This window comes from Paenibacillus nanensis (assembly GCF_003583765.1).
GTDB lineage: Bacteria > Bacillota > Bacilli > Paenibacillales > Paenibacillaceae > Pristimantibacillus > Pristimantibacillus nanensis.
The window spans coordinates 1-14,221 of record NZ_QXQA01000015.1; the positions used below are offsets into that span (position 1 = coordinate 1).

The following is a 14,221-nucleotide window of genomic DNA, read 5'->3' on the forward strand; positions in this document are numbered from 1 at the left end:
TTACCTCACCAACTAGCTAATGCGCCGCAGGTCCATCTGTAAGCGACAGATCGCTCCGTCTTTCCCGAGTCGGCCATGCGACCAACTCGCGTATCCGGTATTAGCATTCGTTTCCGAATGTTATCCCGGTCTTACAGGCAGGTTACCTACGTGTTACTCACCCGTCCGCCGCTAAGCATCGTGAAAGCAAGCTTTCACGATGCTCCGCTCGACTTGCATGTATTAGGCACGCCGCCAGCGTTCGTCCTGAGCCAGGATCAAACTCTCCATAAAGGATTTTTCGCAATCGGCGCTAGCCGATAAGAAAAGATCCAGGTGTTTGATTGCTCATTACGTTTGTTGCTTGAAGCTTTTCGCATCGGCTAAAGCCGAGTACGAAAACTTCTTATATCTATTAACTCGTTACCGAATTAACAGGGCAGTTTCGCTCGTTGTTCAGTTTTCAAAGAACAATCTTTTCTTTCGTTGCCGACCGCCTATTTCGTGGCCGGACTAATAATATATCACGAATCGTTACATGAAATCAACTGGAAATTGATGCCGTTCGATTCGTTTCTCATTTCAGAACCGCTTGTCTCGCGGCCGGAGTTATAATATATCATTCTGACTACCGAGGTGCAACAGGTAATGTTTTCCTCATAGGCATATGCTGTCCCCATTATGCGGGTCACTTGCTCCATTTTGCTAAAACTGCTGTCCGAAACATCGCGATTGCCATCACAGAAGCAGCTACTACACAACTGAGGAAAGCTCTTCAAAAGCACCTTATCCATGCGTTAAAGCCTTCAGGCAATATCTTATGAACGCGGTCTATACCCATCGTATCAATTGGTTAAACTACTTGCAACTGACCTGAAAAACGCACACAAAGCTCTGAATATGTGATGCAGAGATGCGCATGTCCCAGATGCATGCATGCATGCATGAAATAAGGACGAATGGAATTATTGCAAGACATAACGGAAAGAGTAAATATGAATGATTAAATGCGATGCGTGAAAAAAGGAATGCGAACTAATGAGCACTCGAAATATTCAAAACGAAAAAGAAACGTTCCAGTCTCGTTCCTGCCAAAGCCGGAATCTATGGTCAGGTATACTAATCGGCTTGGGGTTAGTGGCCTTTATTGATGAAGCTGTTTTTCATCAGCTGCTTCATTGGCATCATTTCTTTGACAAATCAACCTTAGCGATCGGCTTGATTTCCGATGGTTTGTTTCATGCGTTTAGCTGGTTTTCATCAATTGGCGGTATGTTTCTGTTAGCGGAGCTTCGCACATCGAATGTTTGGAAACCTCAAAGATGGGTTGGCGGGGTCTTACTAGGTGGCGGCTTATTCCAATTATATGACGGAATCATTCAGCACAAGCTTATGCAGCTTCACCAAATCCGTTATGTAAAACATGTATTTGTATATGATCTTCTCTGGAATGTAATTGCCGCTGCAATGATTGTACTAGGGGTTATATTCATCACCCGATCAATGAAAGGCAACAGATAGGAGATAAATAATCTTGAGCATGGAACACATACAGCATGTGCACGTGAATTGGACTTCGTTCGTCCTCCTCATGTTGTTTTTCGTTGCTTTCACAGCTTACACTGCTGCCGTAGCACGATCAAACCTCCACTATAAGCCATGGCCGATGAGCCGATACATTTGCTGGATAATAGGTATGCTGACCGCAGTTTCTGCAGTCTTTGGCCCTCTTGCACTTCTTGCTCACACGAATTTTTCTGCCCATATGGTATGCCATTTGCTTCTCGGCATGATCTCCCCTCTTTTTGTCGCCTTATCAACGCCAATATCATTGCTCCTACGAACGTTAAAAGTGAACTCAGCTCGACGGTTTGTACGGTTTCTAAAATGCCGGCCGCTGCGGTTCGTAAGCCATCCACTTACAGCTTCCGTCCTCAATGTAGGAGGATTATGGGCTCTATATACAACAAATATATATAGGGACATGCATCAATATCCAATTCTCTATCTGGTTATCCACGTACATATTTGGTTGGCAGGCTTGTTTTTCACGGTATCGATCATCTACTTAGACCCTCCCTCTCATCGTCATAGCTTCATATTCCGTGCCGGCGTTTTCGTACTAGCATTTTCGGCCCACGCAATATTATCTAAATACATTTATGTCCATTCTCCGGCAGGAGTAACTCAAGAGCAAGCAGAGATTGGAGGAATGGTTATGTATTACGGCGGCGATGTGGTCGAAATTGCTTTAATCTGTGTCTTTTGCTGGCAGTGGTTTAGACGGTCAAAAGTTTTACGTTACTGATAATAGGTCAAACAAATAATGAAGCCCGTGCCTTTCTACAAAGACGCGGGCCTGATTTCTATTTATCGCGATACCGTTCCGATAACTATTCGTCGGCAAATTGGACAGAGACTATATCAATGCTAAGCGGAGATGTCTCTCGTACTGTACCTGTGTATTCAACTTCTATTGTGTCCCCAACTTTAAATACGACTTCGCTATTTACCGAAAGGTCAACATAAACACTCCTGCCGGATTTTAGAATGTCTCCTTCAACGATATTGACCAAGGCGGACGCACCGTTGATTTCTTCAATCGTCCCTTTGAAAGTTGCTTTTCCTGCATCCGAACCGCAAGCAAACAAAAATGTGCATAACAGCACCATCAAAAAAACAGTAAATGTGGTTTTCATATTACTCACTGGATCACTCCCGCCTATTATTATTTTTACTTGAAAGCATTTTGGCGATGTACAAGAGGAGTCCAAAAATGGCTCCGCCCAGCAAAACAAGCCCTGTTTCACCTAGAAATAAAAGAAGGTACGCAATGACCATACCTAAAAGAATAAACCCGACCATCTTCATCGCGCTTCCCCCATTCCGTTTCAACCGTATACCTCAATCATCTACCTTAGTAGTGTTGAATGAATCCACTTGCCAGGCATGTACGCTTGAAGCACCTCTTTTACTTTTCATATTGCGTTATGTTCATGGTCTCCCTTTTGTCTTCCCATTCCAAGATGACCCGCATTTTTTCTTCAGGTTTTCCAACAATGCCTTGTATGAGATCTTCATCAAATTCAACATTAAAATAGGCTGTATCGATTTGATCAAAATGAAGGGTTTCTGCAATGCTCCCAATTGACGTGCCGTACGAAAACACGATTCTTTTGGTTTCCAGCAATTCAGTAATCTTGCCTTTATAGTAGAAGTCCACTGAAACCGTATTGTTCCCCGATCGCTTTGAATCCGTATGGTATTGAAATGTCCAATTTTCACTTTCGCCATAAAACATAATCTCCAGTGGCTTTGGCTCATTTCTTGAACATCCCGAAATAACGGTCACCAAGGCACATGCCGCGAGAAACGCCCTTAACCCATTCATCACCGAAAACACCCCCAATATGTTAGGGAAATCGAGGATTATTTTTTCTGCCCAAAATCAGAACGAGGCACCCCGTCTATTCGGCTGCCACTATCTCTTAACCTGATCACTTTCTCATTGTATCGTGTCAACTTGGCTTCAAAGTCTTTTCTACTTTGCTCGAAATCTTTCGTCCACTTATACATCAGCTTCAACATCGTGAAATCCGGCTTGTAGTGGCATTTCTCAATACCTAGTTTTTGCTTAATAAACCTTATAAAAATTCTGATCTTTCGTTTCCATAATGGAGGATCCAGAAAAATGACGGTATCCGCCATTTCATATAAACATTGATAGGAATCTCTATCTGTTCCTTCAAATATCCAAGTTCCTTTTTTATCAATCTCCATGATTACGTTGAGCTGTTCTTCGGCAGTACGTTTATAGCGCCCCATTGGCGTATTCGAGTGGACGATGGAGTCAAGCTCATACCAAGGCACGTTTATGATTTGAGATAAGCGTTTGGCCAATGTTGTTTTCCCGCTAGCAACGATTCCAATAATGAAAATTTTTTTCATCCCTGGTTATGCTCTTTTGCCGATATCCGTATTGCCGCTCTTCTTCAGCTCAAGGTGCAGCAGAGGGAAAGGACGGCCAGAAGAATCAAGTTCCGACCTCCCAATCTGAACAAAACCAAGCCGTTCGTAGAATCCGCACGCACCTGTATTCTGCTCATTCACATCAACTCTAATATTTCCGCCTTTTAGCGTTTCAACTTGTTTGATTAACCGGCGACCTACACCTCTTCCATGGTAATTAGGATCCACGAATAACATTTCTATTTTTGATCCGTCAATTCCGATAAATCCAACCGGCTCTTGATCTTCGTTTAATTCAACCCATATCTCGACCTCTTGTAATGCTCCATTTCGAACCATTTCATAGTAGAATGCAATATCCGCTTCCGTCAGAAAGGAATGAGTTTGAACGACAGCCCGATGCCAAATATCTACCAGCTTGTCATGATCATGTGCGTGATACGGAACAATCTTCGTTATCATTCGATTTCCTCCATAATTAATTAATTAATGTTATTAATAAACGCGAATTGCCCGGCATCATACCTGTATTCCTCTATTAACTTTGAATTTTCATGGGACACGAGGAAAATACCTGTATTATCGACATTTACGTTTGTTGCATGTAATGCCTCATTTACGTTCGTCACCCATATGTCGCTGTTATCAAACGTATATAGATGGACTTGCATAGGAGCGCCATGGGTCGAAACGATTTCTTGAACACCATTCTTGTCGAGATCCAGGATCTCGGCATGCCCTGTGTCTACCGTTAAGAATGGATAAATTTTATTTTGCTCGAGTAGATAATAGTTTTGTACGGGGGCGTTCGCGCCGAAAGTGCCTTTAATGCACAACAGTGTTCTGCCATTTAGTGTTAACTCTTTAATGGAAAGGATCTCGTCGTCCATGTGCGAATAAAGCCCGCCGACGATACCTAAATCATATTGGTTTTCCGTTGTCTCATAGGCTCCGTAGACATGTTCAAGATCGTCCTTTTTCGAGTAAAGATATACGGTTCCCCCAGAAACATTCACTTTTTTAACAACTGAAGTTGCAGTAAAACTAGCGTTCTCACGAATTTGTTGATTATTGATTACCTTTTTGATAGGAAGCTCCACTATTTTTTTATTCATTGAGGAGGAATGATTGGATGCTGCATGATTAGTAAGATTGGTCTCGCTGCTGCATCCGGATAAAAGGAAAACGCTAATAAGAAATGGCATCCATAACAAGCTTCTCATTTAATCACCCGTTGTATCGTTGAATATCCTGTTAAAAGAAAGATAGAATGTCTAGACCTCAAGCGTAATACTTCTGTTCAAGCGCAGCGGCTAATTTCATTATTTCTATTCATTATGAACAGCAGCTTACCGCCTTTTCGACTTCCTTTTCAGGGATCAAAATGCTGCCGAATTTATCCGTCTGATAAGGAATATTGTTCGCTTTAAGACGACTGAGAAGCGCCATACGCAGTTCCGAATTCATCCCATCTGCGGAAGCATACATCACGTAATGAACCGACGGCTTGTTAGCATAATAAGCCCAGCCGGCTCCGCCTACAAATAGGACGATGAGGAGTAGAAATAACGGCTTTTTCACTGGCATCTGACTCCTCCCTAAGGAGACATTCTTCATAAGATAGGAGCAAAATTCTCCACAAATAGTAAACGGTTCGTACCCAAAATTTGTTGCGCAATAAGTCTTTCCGATTACCAGCGATTTCTAATTGGACGATCGGTTCTGGTTAAGCAACCACGCTTATGCCCCAGGTGTAACATAGCATATTTTATCCTTGAATTGGGGAGTGAGCACCTTGAAAAAAAGAATAAGGGCTATTGTGCGAGGCGGAATTGATTTTGCCCTACAGTCCAGAAATAATAATGAAATTCAGTTGGAGCATTGCGGAGGGGCTCCGCAAACAAGCTTTGATGTGAATGCGATTCCTGACCGCACCCCAGTGACGTTGGTTCGGGGAAACACTCGAGTGAGGGCTATTGTTCGTGAGCCTGAAGGAACATTTGAGTGCAACTATAATGGGTTTACTGCCGGACAAAGTGTAGCTCGAAGGCTTCGGCTAACGGCTGGAGCGAGATACTCTTTCACCTATGACAGCCTAACGAATATGATACAGATTCGAAGAAAACCGGTTTCGACGGAGCGCGTTCGTGTCGTTTCAGATCCGGCTTATCTCGTGAATCAGATTGGCATTGGCGACGGCCTCAAAGCAAGGCTCGGTTACTACTTGCCGGACAGGACCGCAATTACGGTAATAGGCGGAGGCACGCGCAAGCAGCTTCGAGTTAGAACGATCAGGGCTGGCTTTAACGAGCTGTTCAATTACGAAATCCGGCTTAATCCCCAAAATTTCAGGTTGTTCGGGCTTGGACGCCAGTCGGGCGTGTATTTTGTTTCTTATAATCAAATCAGCCGAATTCTCCGGTTTGGCGGGAGGACTGTTCTAAGGAGAAGGGTTGCCTCTCGCAAAAAGAAAAAATAGACCACACCGCCCCTCTGACAACGCGCATCATGGACAGTAACCTTATCATGGCGGAACTCCGCCGAAAATTACTTCAAATGCCAAAACGGCAGCCGTTCTTACAGTCGGCTGCCTTACGTCTTGTACTTTAAGCTTACTTCATCCCGTTAAGAAGCATCATGTCTAGACCAATTGCGCTGATCAGCATCCGCTCCTTCTTGTTTTGCAGCAGCTGCTGCGGCCAATCAACGAAGCCTCCGTCCCCGATACGAACGGATTGCCCTTTTATATTCACGGAAATGTTAAACTGAAGTCCTTGGTAGTATTGGTTCTCTTCATTGTCTCTGCTCCCGGAAGCAACTACCTGAACGGACGATTGTCCTTTATCGTCCATAACCCTTTGAATTAACCCGTCCGGATCTTTGTATCCGCTTCGTCGGGTATTCAATGTTATCTCGATCTCCGCATTGCAAATTGATTGAAAAATTTCTTGATAAACGTGCATATGCTCCCATATCGCTTGTTTTTCGAAGCGGTAAGACCCTTTATCCTTTCCAGACGTCACCATGCAGAACACATGAAAATGCGAAAACAAGCCCGATGCATCGCCGAAATGCTGTGCCCTCACATGGCGATGCGTCGTAGAAAACCGGAGAAAATCCCCTTCATTGCTGGCTTTGCTGGATTTGATAAGGTCGCATATGTGCAGCGCAAGAAGATTCGTCGCATCCGCAACGGCTTCCGTCCCTCTTAGTGCGGATATAATCTTGTTTTGATCAGCAGGAGCAATGATGGAGCAAGAGCCTAATGGAGCTACGGGAGACAATTGAATTGGGGTGTAGGCATGCTTTTCGGCAATTTCCAGCACATCAATCTCAAGACGTTTCATCTCGATGGGGTTCACGACAGCGGGATGGACAAACCGGTTCGATTGGTACCTTTTCATTAAGTCGCTGGCTGTAGACGCACGTATCCTTTCCCGAAACACTTCCAACAATAGGGTGTTTAGATCCGAACTTGACACGCTTTCTGTCAAAAGCTGGAGTATATTATCCAGGCCCGCATCCCGAACGATCCGTTGAAGCTTTTCTGAATTCGGAGACATTGTCTCTCCCCCTTTGATGAATCTAAACAATTTCATTTGACACGTGAGACTGAATCGTTTCACCCGATATGAAAAAACGTAAGGACTTTGTAGGTAATTGGTTTCCGGCTATCCGCACATCACCAGTCTCGGTAATTGCCTTAATGTTCAATGATGATAAGAGTTTTGACCAGAATGTAACTGCCTTTACATTGTGCTGAAACATCCCTATTTCGTAGTGACCCTGATGTTGTTTGAAAATATGCAACGCCGCTTCCCTTGCAACACCCTTCCCTCTATATTTCGGCAAAATAAACATTTCCTGAATCGAATAATCAATTCCGGAAGAAACATATGGAGGTGAAGTGACGAGAATGAAACCAGCAATCATCTTATCGGCCATAATGAGGTACGGATAGAGTCTAGGGTCCAAATAATAAGGAGAAATATCCTCTATGATGTATTTCCCTTCCGGTGTCACATCCTCCATCGAGTATGCAGACAGCTCATATAAATAATAGTTGTATAAATGGTGAAGCACGTTCGAGTCGGATTGCTTAATCGTTTTAAATGTAATATTCATTTAAGCACCTCCATCTCAATTCCTAAGCTTCCCCACATTATTGATTAGACGATATGCCTGATCAACGGTTTGTTTGACGATTTCTTTCGCTGTACAGTCTCTAGCTAACCTAAGACCTTGACCGGCCCAAAGCGACATATACTCAGGATTCCGTGCTTTAGAGGCCGCTTGACGAATATCTCTTGTTAGGGCATTTTGAATCGGATAAGCTGGAACAGGCCTTTCATAAAAACGCATATCCTCCATAAATTCCGTGAGAATACCACGCGCTGCTTTGCCGGAATAGTAACTTGTAACCTCGGTTGAAGCTTCGTTTGATGAAATGATTTTCTGCTTATAGACGGGATGGGCGCCGCTCTCAACGCTAGCCAAAAAGGCGGTACCCATCTGCACCGCGGATGCCCCTAATGCGAGACTTGCAACAAGCCCGCGCCCATCCATGATTCCGCCCGATGCGATAACGGGAATCTTCACATGATCTACAATTTGCGGAACAAGAGCCATCGTGCCAATCCGAGCATCTGCTCTGCTATTCAGAAAAGATCCGCGATGTCCGCCCGCCTCGCTTCCTTGGGCCACAATCGCGTCGACTCCGGCGGTTTCCAAAGCAATGGCTTCATCGACCGTTGTTGCTGTTCCAATGACGAAAATCCCTTTTTGTTTCATCGATTGAAGGATGTTCTGCGGCGGTATGCCAAAGGTGAAGCTAAAAACAGAGACGTTTTCTTCTAGCAAGACTTGTACTTGTTCTTCAAACGACTCCGCAAACTTTGGGATTGCTGGATTTGTCGCAATACCAAGCTTCACCCGATATTTATTCAGATAAAGATTCATTTCAGCAATGTCGGCTTCAGTTGAAGCCGGTTGCTCGGGCACGAACAAATTAACGCCAAAGGGTCGATCTGTTTCTTGCCTAATCTCCCGAACCGCATTTCTGATTTGCTCAGGCGATAAATAACCTGCCCCAAGGCTTCCTAACGCTCCGGCGTTCGAAACGGCCGCAACAAGTTCTGGCGTCGTCGGACCACCGGCCATTGGCGCTTGAATAATCGGGTATTCAATCTTGAGTTTGCGTGTTAACTCGGTCTCCATGATGCCGAGTCCCTCCTCACTTCATTTGTTCGATCCCAAGCAATGCTAATGTTATAGTACCACATATTGGGATTCATCAGACTGACCTTTCAATGAAAACAGCAGCCGATCATGCAGAACGGCTGCTAACCGTTATGTTCAACTCCCTTGAAACGATAGTTAAACTATTGATTTGCTTTAAAATCCGTAAAATAATCGATGTAGTATCCGTCTGATTCCCACTCATCTTCATATTGTTTCAATATGTGGATAATTTCTCCCTTGGGTTCACATCGATTAAGTAGCCAGCTTATTAAATAATCAATATCCCTATTTTCATCCTTCCAAATAAAAGCTACTACTTCTGATTCTGTAGTTCCATTATCTGGAACATACACTGCCAATGAAGAAGAGAAATATACCGCTAGATTAAAGGTTGTCTTCCTAAGACGCAGCTGTAATTCCTCATCCAGGAGAAACGTTCTCCATCTCATAGAATGATGAAAATAACAAAGAAGCATTTAAATGATGGCCTAAGTAAGCCGTAAAGTTCATTCCCATATCATCCTCCCACTCATTATGGCGTTAACTGGACTTTTTATGAATGAAGCTTTAGTGCGTGATAGTTATTCCTAATGTAGTTAATGCCTGAAAAAACGGTCATCATCAAGGCGGCGTACATAAGCATTTGATCGATTGGGATTTCATTTGCAAGGCGGATTGGTCCGTTATTTAACAAAACGGCTGTAATGGCTATAACTTGTGCCACCATTTTGATCTTTCCAAATTGATCGGCTTGCAAAGCAATTTTTTGAGCGGAGGCCACGATTCGAATTCCCGTAATAATGATTTCTCTTGCTATTATGACAAGCGCGATCCATGCATATATTAAATGTTGGCTTACCAGCAATATCAACGCCGCTGAAATGAGCAATTTATCGGCCAATGGATCCAATAGCTTTCCCATGTTGGTTATAAGATTGTACTTTCTCGCAATATAACCATCTAGTTTATCGGTCGCGGAGGCAATAACAAATACGGCTGCGGCATAATAAAGGCCATAGGAATCGATGTGCTGAAATACGATGGATTTCTGAATGAGCCAGCTTGGAAAGAGTGGGAAAAATAAAATAAAGATCGGAATTAGCATGATTCTTGCAACCGTAATTTTATTAGCGAGATTCATAAGTGGCCTCCTTCTCTACCGTTGATCTATTCCTCATCTATCATACTACATTTTACCAGTGAATGACGAAATCTTATTCGTTCTTATCCATCCGTTAACCGACTCTGCAATTTCAATTAGGTAATCCATTGCAGCTTGATTCTCTATTCGACTGTCAACTGAGAGGCGGTACTGCCAACCGTTCCGCTCAAAACTAAGATGTTAAATTCTCGAACATTCATCTGCGGCATATTTGTTGAGAAATAAAGCGCGTTACCGTGATAGGGGGAGTACTCCTGGCCTCCAAGTATTGCTGATTACCTGTATGCACCATTATGCTACACAACAAAAAAACCGCGGTATACGCGGTTTTGAATGTACTTTTCTCCTCCATCTCCTTTAGAAGGCGCCGTTTTTATTGGGAGAATTCTCCGGAATAGGCTGTCCCACATCCCAAAGCTCAACGATGAGACCGTCTTGGAAGCGGAAAATATGGATCACAGCTGCCCCTAGGTCGGCTTCGTTTTGTTTGACGTGAGAGTGCACGACGACCTTCTCGCCTTCTTCAATCGCTTGCTTGACGTCAACAATCTTATGAGGATTCTTGGCGGCATTCTCTTCCATTGCAAGCATAAGCGATACAGCATCTCCCGGGAAAAAAGCATTATGGTGGACAAGATCCGGAGCCATATACTTCCGGTATGCCTCACGGACTTCGCCCGAAGCAACCATTTGCAAAAACGATACCGCATTCTCTTTGAGAGAAGCCTCCATTGGCGATCATCCTTTCTAAATTGTATCAGTAGAACTTCATATCTATTAAGCACTTTACATACCCAATTCGGACTTCAGCTCCGGCGGCTTCCTCCTCTTCATGTTCGTGATCGCCACTCCGGCCAATATCAGTACCCCTCCGCCAACTTGAGCAAGCAGGATCGGATCGCCTAAGACGAAATGGCTGACGATGATCGCGATGAACGGCGGAATATTCATAAACATGGCGCTAGTAGACGCACCGGCAACCGCTATGCCGGAATTCCACCAGAAACCCGCCAGCCCCTGGCCGATGACGGCAACGCAGACGAGCAGCAGCCATGTGGCCAACTGATGGCTGGCGTGAAGGTCGCCGCTTACTGCTTCTACCGCGACGGCCGGCGACATGAGGATTGTGCCAATCACCGTAGAGAATATAGTCACCTCATAGGAAGTCATGGCCGACGTCAGCTTTCGAATGAACAGCAGACTCACCGACATGCCTAGCATGGCGATGAGCAGATAAACGTCTCCATGGGAGATGCCCAAATCTTTGCCGCCATACAGTACGATGCAGACAACACCGACAAACGCGATTATGGCGCCGATGAGCTTTTGCCCCGTGATGTTCTCCTTTAAGAAAATACGCGACAGCAGCGTTGTCGCGATTGGAGAAAGCGCAACGATGAGTGCGGCGTTCCCCGCGGTCGACTCCTGCAAGCCGGTAAAATAAAAAAGCTGATTAATCAAGGTGCCGGTAATTCCTGCCATGAGCAGGAGACCCCATTCCTGCTTAGTCGGCCGCCGGATCGATTTGTTCATGATCGCCACGGAAATCAGGAAAAGCGACATGACGACCAGTCGTGCAAAAGACAGAAAAATTGGCGAGAAATCGCGCAGCATGTACGCGCTCGCCACATAGTTGCCGCCCCACAACAGAGAGACGCCCCATAATTTTAAATATACCGTACGGTCCAGCATAATAATAATTTCCCCTCGATTACGTTAAATTCAATTCTAAGCTGCACGATCTATTGTAGCACTCACCCGGCACAAAGATAAGTGTCAAAAAAGGCGCCTATGACTGGAGATAAAAAACACTCCCGCCCATAAGAAGGACGAGAGTGTATGTTTACCTTCGTTTTACAGCCAAATCGATGGACGCTTACGCGTCGATCTTTTGCCATATCGTTCGTGATAACCGCCTAACTCGGTGAAATCGAAAACGCTGCCTTCAGCTTGTTAAGCCCGTGCCTGGCGACTTCTGCAGGACCAAGATCGCCATAGTTGTCCATGAATAACTCCAACGACAAATAACCTTTGTATCCATTGCGATGAAGCGTGTCGGCCAGCTGATTAAGCGGGGCGATGCCGTCGCCAGGGAATAGCCGGTCGCGGTCGGCAATGGTCTCCCTTGGCGGAAGCTCGCCATAATCGTTTGCGTGAACGATACCGACATTTCGTCCTTTCACGATATGCAGCGACTCCAGCTTGGAGCCCCCGGTATACATATGGAACGGATCGAGGAGAAGCTTCGCACCCGAGTTCCCGAGTGCGTGAAGCACCTTCAGCGTATCCTCCAAGGTGCTCAGACTTGCTGCTCTTCCCCAAAACTCCAGGAAAGGCTCGACGCCGGTCTCTGCTCCAATCTTGACGAGCTCCGCAAAACGCTGCGCGAATTCGTGCGGCTGCACGCCTTCTACATCGCCGAAGGGCGGAGCCGCAACCGCTTCACAGCCTAGCTCGGCCAACAGCGCCATTTCGCGTCTCGCCTGGGCAAGCGCTTCTTCGCGCACGCGCTCGTCGCGGTCCGCCCAGCGGAAGAAGGCAATGGCGTTCGGAATGGCGATGCCGAGCGCTCCAATCTCCTCTCGAAGCGTGCGTAGCGATTTTCCATCTGCCACAAAGGCATCTACATCACGCACCCATATCTCGTATCCGTCGTAGCCCGCCTCGGCTGCGATCCGCATCTGCTGGTCAAGCCCGAGACGGAATGGCATGAGCGTCGAAGCATTTAATGAGGTTTTGAACGGGAACAGCCGTTCCGCATTGCCGTTTGCTACCATGTAACTTGTACCGTCCTTCCATCCTTACTGCTGATAAGGCCAAGCTCGATCAAACGGATGGCGTCTCTTGCTTCCTCCGGCTTCACTTCCAGCTCGGCCCTCCCGAGTATATGCTCAGCAACATTACGATAGTAATGCTGATAACCGCCTGGAAGCGTTTGAACGCTGCCGATGAAACGAAGTCCGTCCATGACGGTGTCCAGCTTGCCGTAACGTTCTTCCCGTTCGATGCCGTAATCGGCATCGAGCGGAGACCGACCCGCCTTCAGCTCTTCTTCCTGCGGATCCTCTCCATATTTGACGAAAGACCCGTTCGTGCCATACAACGAATAACGAGGACCCGGCTGTCGCGCGAGAAGCGAAGCTCGCAGCCTGACCTTCAGCCGGTCGGGGTACCCCAGCGTGACCTCAAATCCGTCGTCCGCGCCCGCCCCGTCCCGCTGCGTGCGAATATCGGCCGTAATCGTCTCGGGCTTGCCGAAGAGGCATAAGGCTTGATCGATGAGATGTACGCCGAGATCGTAAAAGACGCCGGACCCGAGCTTCTCGCCTGCATCGCGCCACCTTCGGGACGTGACGTGAGGACTGAAGCGGTCCCAACGGAATTCGGCTTCGCTTAGGCGGCCGAGACAGCCGGACCGCAGCACCTGCCGGACCGTTTGGTAATCGCCATCCCATCGGCGGTTATGGAATACGCTGATAACTTTCCCTTGGCGACGGGCAAGCTCAACAAGCTCATCCGCTTCCGCGGACGTCGCTGTAAACGGCTTCTCCACGATAACATGTTTGCCGGCAAGGAGCGCTTCCTTCGCAAACGTATAATGATCCGTGCTTGGAGTAGCGACGACGATCAAATCCATGTCGGGATCGTCATAAAGCGACTGCACGCTCTTGACTACCTCCACATAAGGATACCGTTCCTTCGACGTTTCCGAGCTGCGTTCGACAACCTTTGTGAGGAGAAGCTCCGGCACGGATGTAAGGACGGGAGCATGGAAAACCCGCCCTGCAAATCCATATCCGATCAATCCAACTTTTAGCGGTTGTTGTGTCAATGCGACCTCTCCTTTCTTTCAAAAGCTTGAATCTTCCT

Annotated in this window: 19 protein-coding genes and 1 rRNA gene; 4 read left to right on the forward strand and 16 right to left on the reverse strand. The window is 46.1% G+C overall.

The window, feature by feature from the left end:
- Window positions 1-273 (reverse strand): 16S ribosomal RNA (locus tag D3P08_RS20285); the annotation flags it as partial.
- Between the two features lie 398 nt (window positions 274-671).
- Between D3P08_RS20285 and D3P08_RS27755 the strand changes: the two genes are divergently transcribed.
- The 3 genes from D3P08_RS27755 (at window position 672) to D3P08_RS20300 (ending at window position 2,287) form a co-directional block, all read left to right on the forward strand.
- The gene (locus D3P08_RS27755; protein ID WP_240647673.1) at window positions 672-803 is read left to right on the forward strand and encodes a spore coat protein; all 132 of its coding nucleotides are present in this window, start codon (window positions 672-674) and stop codon (window positions 801-803) included.
- Between the two features lie 214 nt (window positions 804-1,017).
- The gene (locus D3P08_RS20295) at window positions 1,018-1,500 is read left to right on the forward strand and encodes a DUF2243 domain-containing protein (protein ID WP_119601949.1); all 483 of its coding nucleotides are present in this window, start codon (window positions 1,018-1,020) and stop codon (window positions 1,498-1,500) included.
- Between the two features lie 70 nt (window positions 1,501-1,570).
- Entirely contained in the window at window positions 1,571-2,287 is a 717-nt protein-coding gene (locus tag D3P08_RS20300; RefSeq protein ID WP_276311184.1) for a cytochrome c oxidase assembly protein, read from the forward strand.
- An 85-nt stretch (window positions 2,288-2,372) separates the two neighbouring features.
- Here the strand turns inward: D3P08_RS20300 and D3P08_RS20305 are convergent, their stop codons facing one another.
- The 7 genes from D3P08_RS20305 to D3P08_RS20330 all read right to left on the reverse strand — a co-directional run bounded on the left by D3P08_RS20305 (window position 2,373) and on the right by D3P08_RS20330 (window position 5,535).
- Window positions 2,373-2,687, reverse strand: coding sequence for a hypothetical protein (locus D3P08_RS20305; RefSeq protein ID WP_147381829.1), 315 nt, complete (start codon window positions 2,685-2,687; stop codon window positions 2,373-2,375).
- Window positions 2,688-2,691: 4 nt separating this feature from the next.
- Complete coding sequence (locus D3P08_RS27390) at window positions 2,692-2,850, reverse strand: hypothetical protein (RefSeq protein WP_162848545.1); 159 nt, start codon at window positions 2,848-2,850, stop codon at window positions 2,692-2,694.
- A 100-nt stretch (window positions 2,851-2,950) separates the two neighbouring features.
- Complete coding sequence (locus tag D3P08_RS20310) at window positions 2,951-3,373, reverse strand: hypothetical protein (RefSeq protein WP_147381830.1); 423 nt, start codon at window positions 3,371-3,373, stop codon at window positions 2,951-2,953.
- A gap of 35 nt (window positions 3,374-3,408) precedes the next feature.
- Window positions 3,409-3,927, reverse strand: coding sequence for a P-loop NTPase family protein (locus D3P08_RS20315; RefSeq protein ID WP_119601952.1), 519 nt, complete (start codon window positions 3,925-3,927; stop codon window positions 3,409-3,411).
- A gap of 6 nt (window positions 3,928-3,933) precedes the next feature.
- Entirely contained in the window at window positions 3,934-4,410 is a 477-nt protein-coding gene (locus D3P08_RS20320; RefSeq protein ID WP_119601953.1) for an acetyltransferase, read from the reverse strand.
- Between the two features lie 20 nt (window positions 4,411-4,430).
- Window positions 4,431-5,153: a hypothetical protein gene (locus D3P08_RS20325; protein WP_119601954.1), complete on the reverse strand. Its 723-nt coding sequence runs from the start codon at window positions 5,151-5,153 to the stop codon at window positions 4,431-4,433.
- A 130-nt stretch (window positions 5,154-5,283) separates the two neighbouring features.
- Complete coding sequence (locus D3P08_RS20330) at window positions 5,284-5,535, reverse strand: ACT domain-containing protein (protein WP_119601955.1); 252 nt, start codon at window positions 5,533-5,535, stop codon at window positions 5,284-5,286.
- 517 nt (window positions 5,536-6,052) lie between these two features.
- Here D3P08_RS20330 and D3P08_RS27110 point away from each other — a divergent pair.
- Window positions 6,053-6,427, forward strand: coding sequence for a hypothetical protein (locus D3P08_RS27110; RefSeq protein ID WP_147381831.1), 375 nt, complete (start codon window positions 6,053-6,055; stop codon window positions 6,425-6,427).
- Between the two features lie 133 nt (window positions 6,428-6,560).
- On the opposite strand, the gene D3P08_RS20340 is transcribed toward D3P08_RS27110, so the two are convergent.
- The 8 genes from D3P08_RS20340 to D3P08_RS20375 form a co-directional block, all read right to left on the reverse strand.
- The gene (locus D3P08_RS20340; RefSeq protein ID WP_147381832.1) at window positions 6,561-7,352 is read right to left on the reverse strand and encodes a hypothetical protein; all 792 of its coding nucleotides are present in this window, start codon (window positions 7,350-7,352) and stop codon (window positions 6,561-6,563) included.
- Between the two features lie 181 nt (window positions 7,353-7,533).
- Window positions 7,534-8,073, reverse strand: a complete 540-nt coding sequence (locus D3P08_RS20345; RefSeq protein ID WP_119601958.1) for a GNAT family N-acetyltransferase — start codon at window positions 8,071-8,073, stop codon at window positions 7,534-7,536.
- Window positions 8,074-8,088: 15 nt separating this feature from the next.
- Window positions 8,089-9,168 (reverse strand): NAD(P)H-dependent flavin oxidoreductase, encoded by a 1,080-nt coding sequence (locus tag D3P08_RS20350; RefSeq protein WP_119601959.1) that lies wholly within the window; start codon window positions 9,166-9,168, stop codon window positions 8,089-8,091.
- Between the two features lie 574 nt (window positions 9,169-9,742).
- Window positions 9,743-10,330 (reverse strand): CDP-diacylglycerol--glycerol-3-phosphate 3-phosphatidyltransferase, encoded by a 588-nt coding sequence (pgsA, locus tag D3P08_RS20355; protein WP_119601960.1) that lies wholly within the window; start codon window positions 10,328-10,330, stop codon window positions 9,743-9,745.
- Between the two features lie 378 nt (window positions 10,331-10,708).
- Window positions 10,709-11,083: a nuclear transport factor 2 family protein gene (locus D3P08_RS20360; RefSeq protein WP_119601961.1), complete on the reverse strand. Its 375-nt coding sequence runs from the start codon at window positions 11,081-11,083 to the stop codon at window positions 10,709-10,711.
- A 54-nt stretch (window positions 11,084-11,137) separates the two neighbouring features.
- Complete coding sequence (locus D3P08_RS20365; protein WP_119601962.1) at window positions 11,138-12,043, reverse strand: DMT family transporter; 906 nt, start codon at window positions 12,041-12,043, stop codon at window positions 11,138-11,140.
- A 224-nt stretch (window positions 12,044-12,267) separates the two neighbouring features.
- Window positions 12,268-13,128 (reverse strand): sugar phosphate isomerase/epimerase family protein, encoded by an 861-nt coding sequence (locus tag D3P08_RS20370; RefSeq protein WP_119601963.1) that lies wholly within the window; start codon window positions 13,126-13,128, stop codon window positions 12,268-12,270.
- Window positions 13,122-14,183, reverse strand: a complete 1,062-nt coding sequence (locus tag D3P08_RS20375) for an oxidoreductase (RefSeq protein ID WP_119601964.1) — start codon at window positions 14,181-14,183, stop codon at window positions 13,122-13,124. Before D3P08_RS20375 ends, D3P08_RS20370 begins: the two co-directional genes overlap by 7 nt.
- Window positions 14,184-14,221 lie beyond the last annotated feature (38 nt).

What these genes read in the sequence shown, in the direction of transcription:
- D3P08_RS20365 (WP_119601962.1), bottom strand. Translation starts at nt 12,043, where the DNA reads ATGCTGGACCGTACGGTATATTTAAAATTATGGGGCGTCTCTCTGTTG.
- D3P08_RS20330 (WP_119601955.1), bottom strand. Translation starts at nt 5,535, where the DNA reads ATGCCAGTGAAAAAGCCGTTATTTCTACTCCTCATCGTCCTATTTGTA.
- D3P08_RS20370 (WP_119601963.1), bottom strand. Translation starts at nt 13,128, where the DNA reads ATGGTAGCAAACGGCAATGCGGAACGGCTGTTCCCGTTCAAAACCTCA.
- D3P08_RS27110 (WP_147381831.1), top strand. Translation starts at nt 6,053, where the DNA reads ATGATACAGATTCGAAGAAAACCGGTTTCGACGGAGCGCGTTCGTGTC.
- D3P08_RS20360 (WP_119601961.1), bottom strand. Translation starts at nt 11,083, where the DNA reads ATGGAGGCTTCTCTCAAAGAGAATGCGGTATCGTTTTTGCAAATGGTT.
- D3P08_RS20325 (WP_119601954.1), bottom strand. Translation starts at nt 5,153, where the DNA reads ATGCCATTTCTTATTAGCGTTTTCCTTTTATCCGGATGCAGCAGCGAG.
- pgsA (WP_119601960.1), bottom strand. Translation starts at nt 10,330, where the DNA reads ATGAATCTCGCTAATAAAATTACGGTTGCAAGAATCATGCTAATTCCG.
- D3P08_RS20300 (WP_276311184.1), top strand. Translation starts at nt 1,571, where the DNA reads ATGTTGTTTTTCGTTGCTTTCACAGCTTACACTGCTGCCGTAGCACGA.
- D3P08_RS20315 (WP_119601952.1), bottom strand. Translation starts at nt 3,927, where the DNA reads ATGAAAAAAATTTTCATTATTGGAATCGTTGCTAGCGGGAAAACAACA.
- D3P08_RS20295 (WP_119601949.1), top strand. Translation starts at nt 1,018, where the DNA reads ATGAGCACTCGAAATATTCAAAACGAAAAAGAAACGTTCCAGTCTCGT.
- D3P08_RS20320 (WP_119601953.1), bottom strand. Translation starts at nt 4,410, where the DNA reads ATGATAACGAAGATTGTTCCGTATCACGCACATGATCATGACAAGCTG.
- D3P08_RS20340 (WP_147381832.1), bottom strand. Translation starts at nt 7,352, where the DNA reads ATGAAAAGGTACCAATCGAACCGGTTTGTCCATCCCGCTGTCGTGAAC.
- D3P08_RS27390 (WP_162848545.1), bottom strand. Translation starts at nt 2,850, where the DNA reads ATGAAGATGGTCGGGTTTATTCTTTTAGGTATGGTCATTGCGTACCTT.
- D3P08_RS20345 (WP_119601958.1), bottom strand. Translation starts at nt 8,073, where the DNA reads ATGAATATTACATTTAAAACGATTAAGCAATCCGACTCGAACGTGCTT.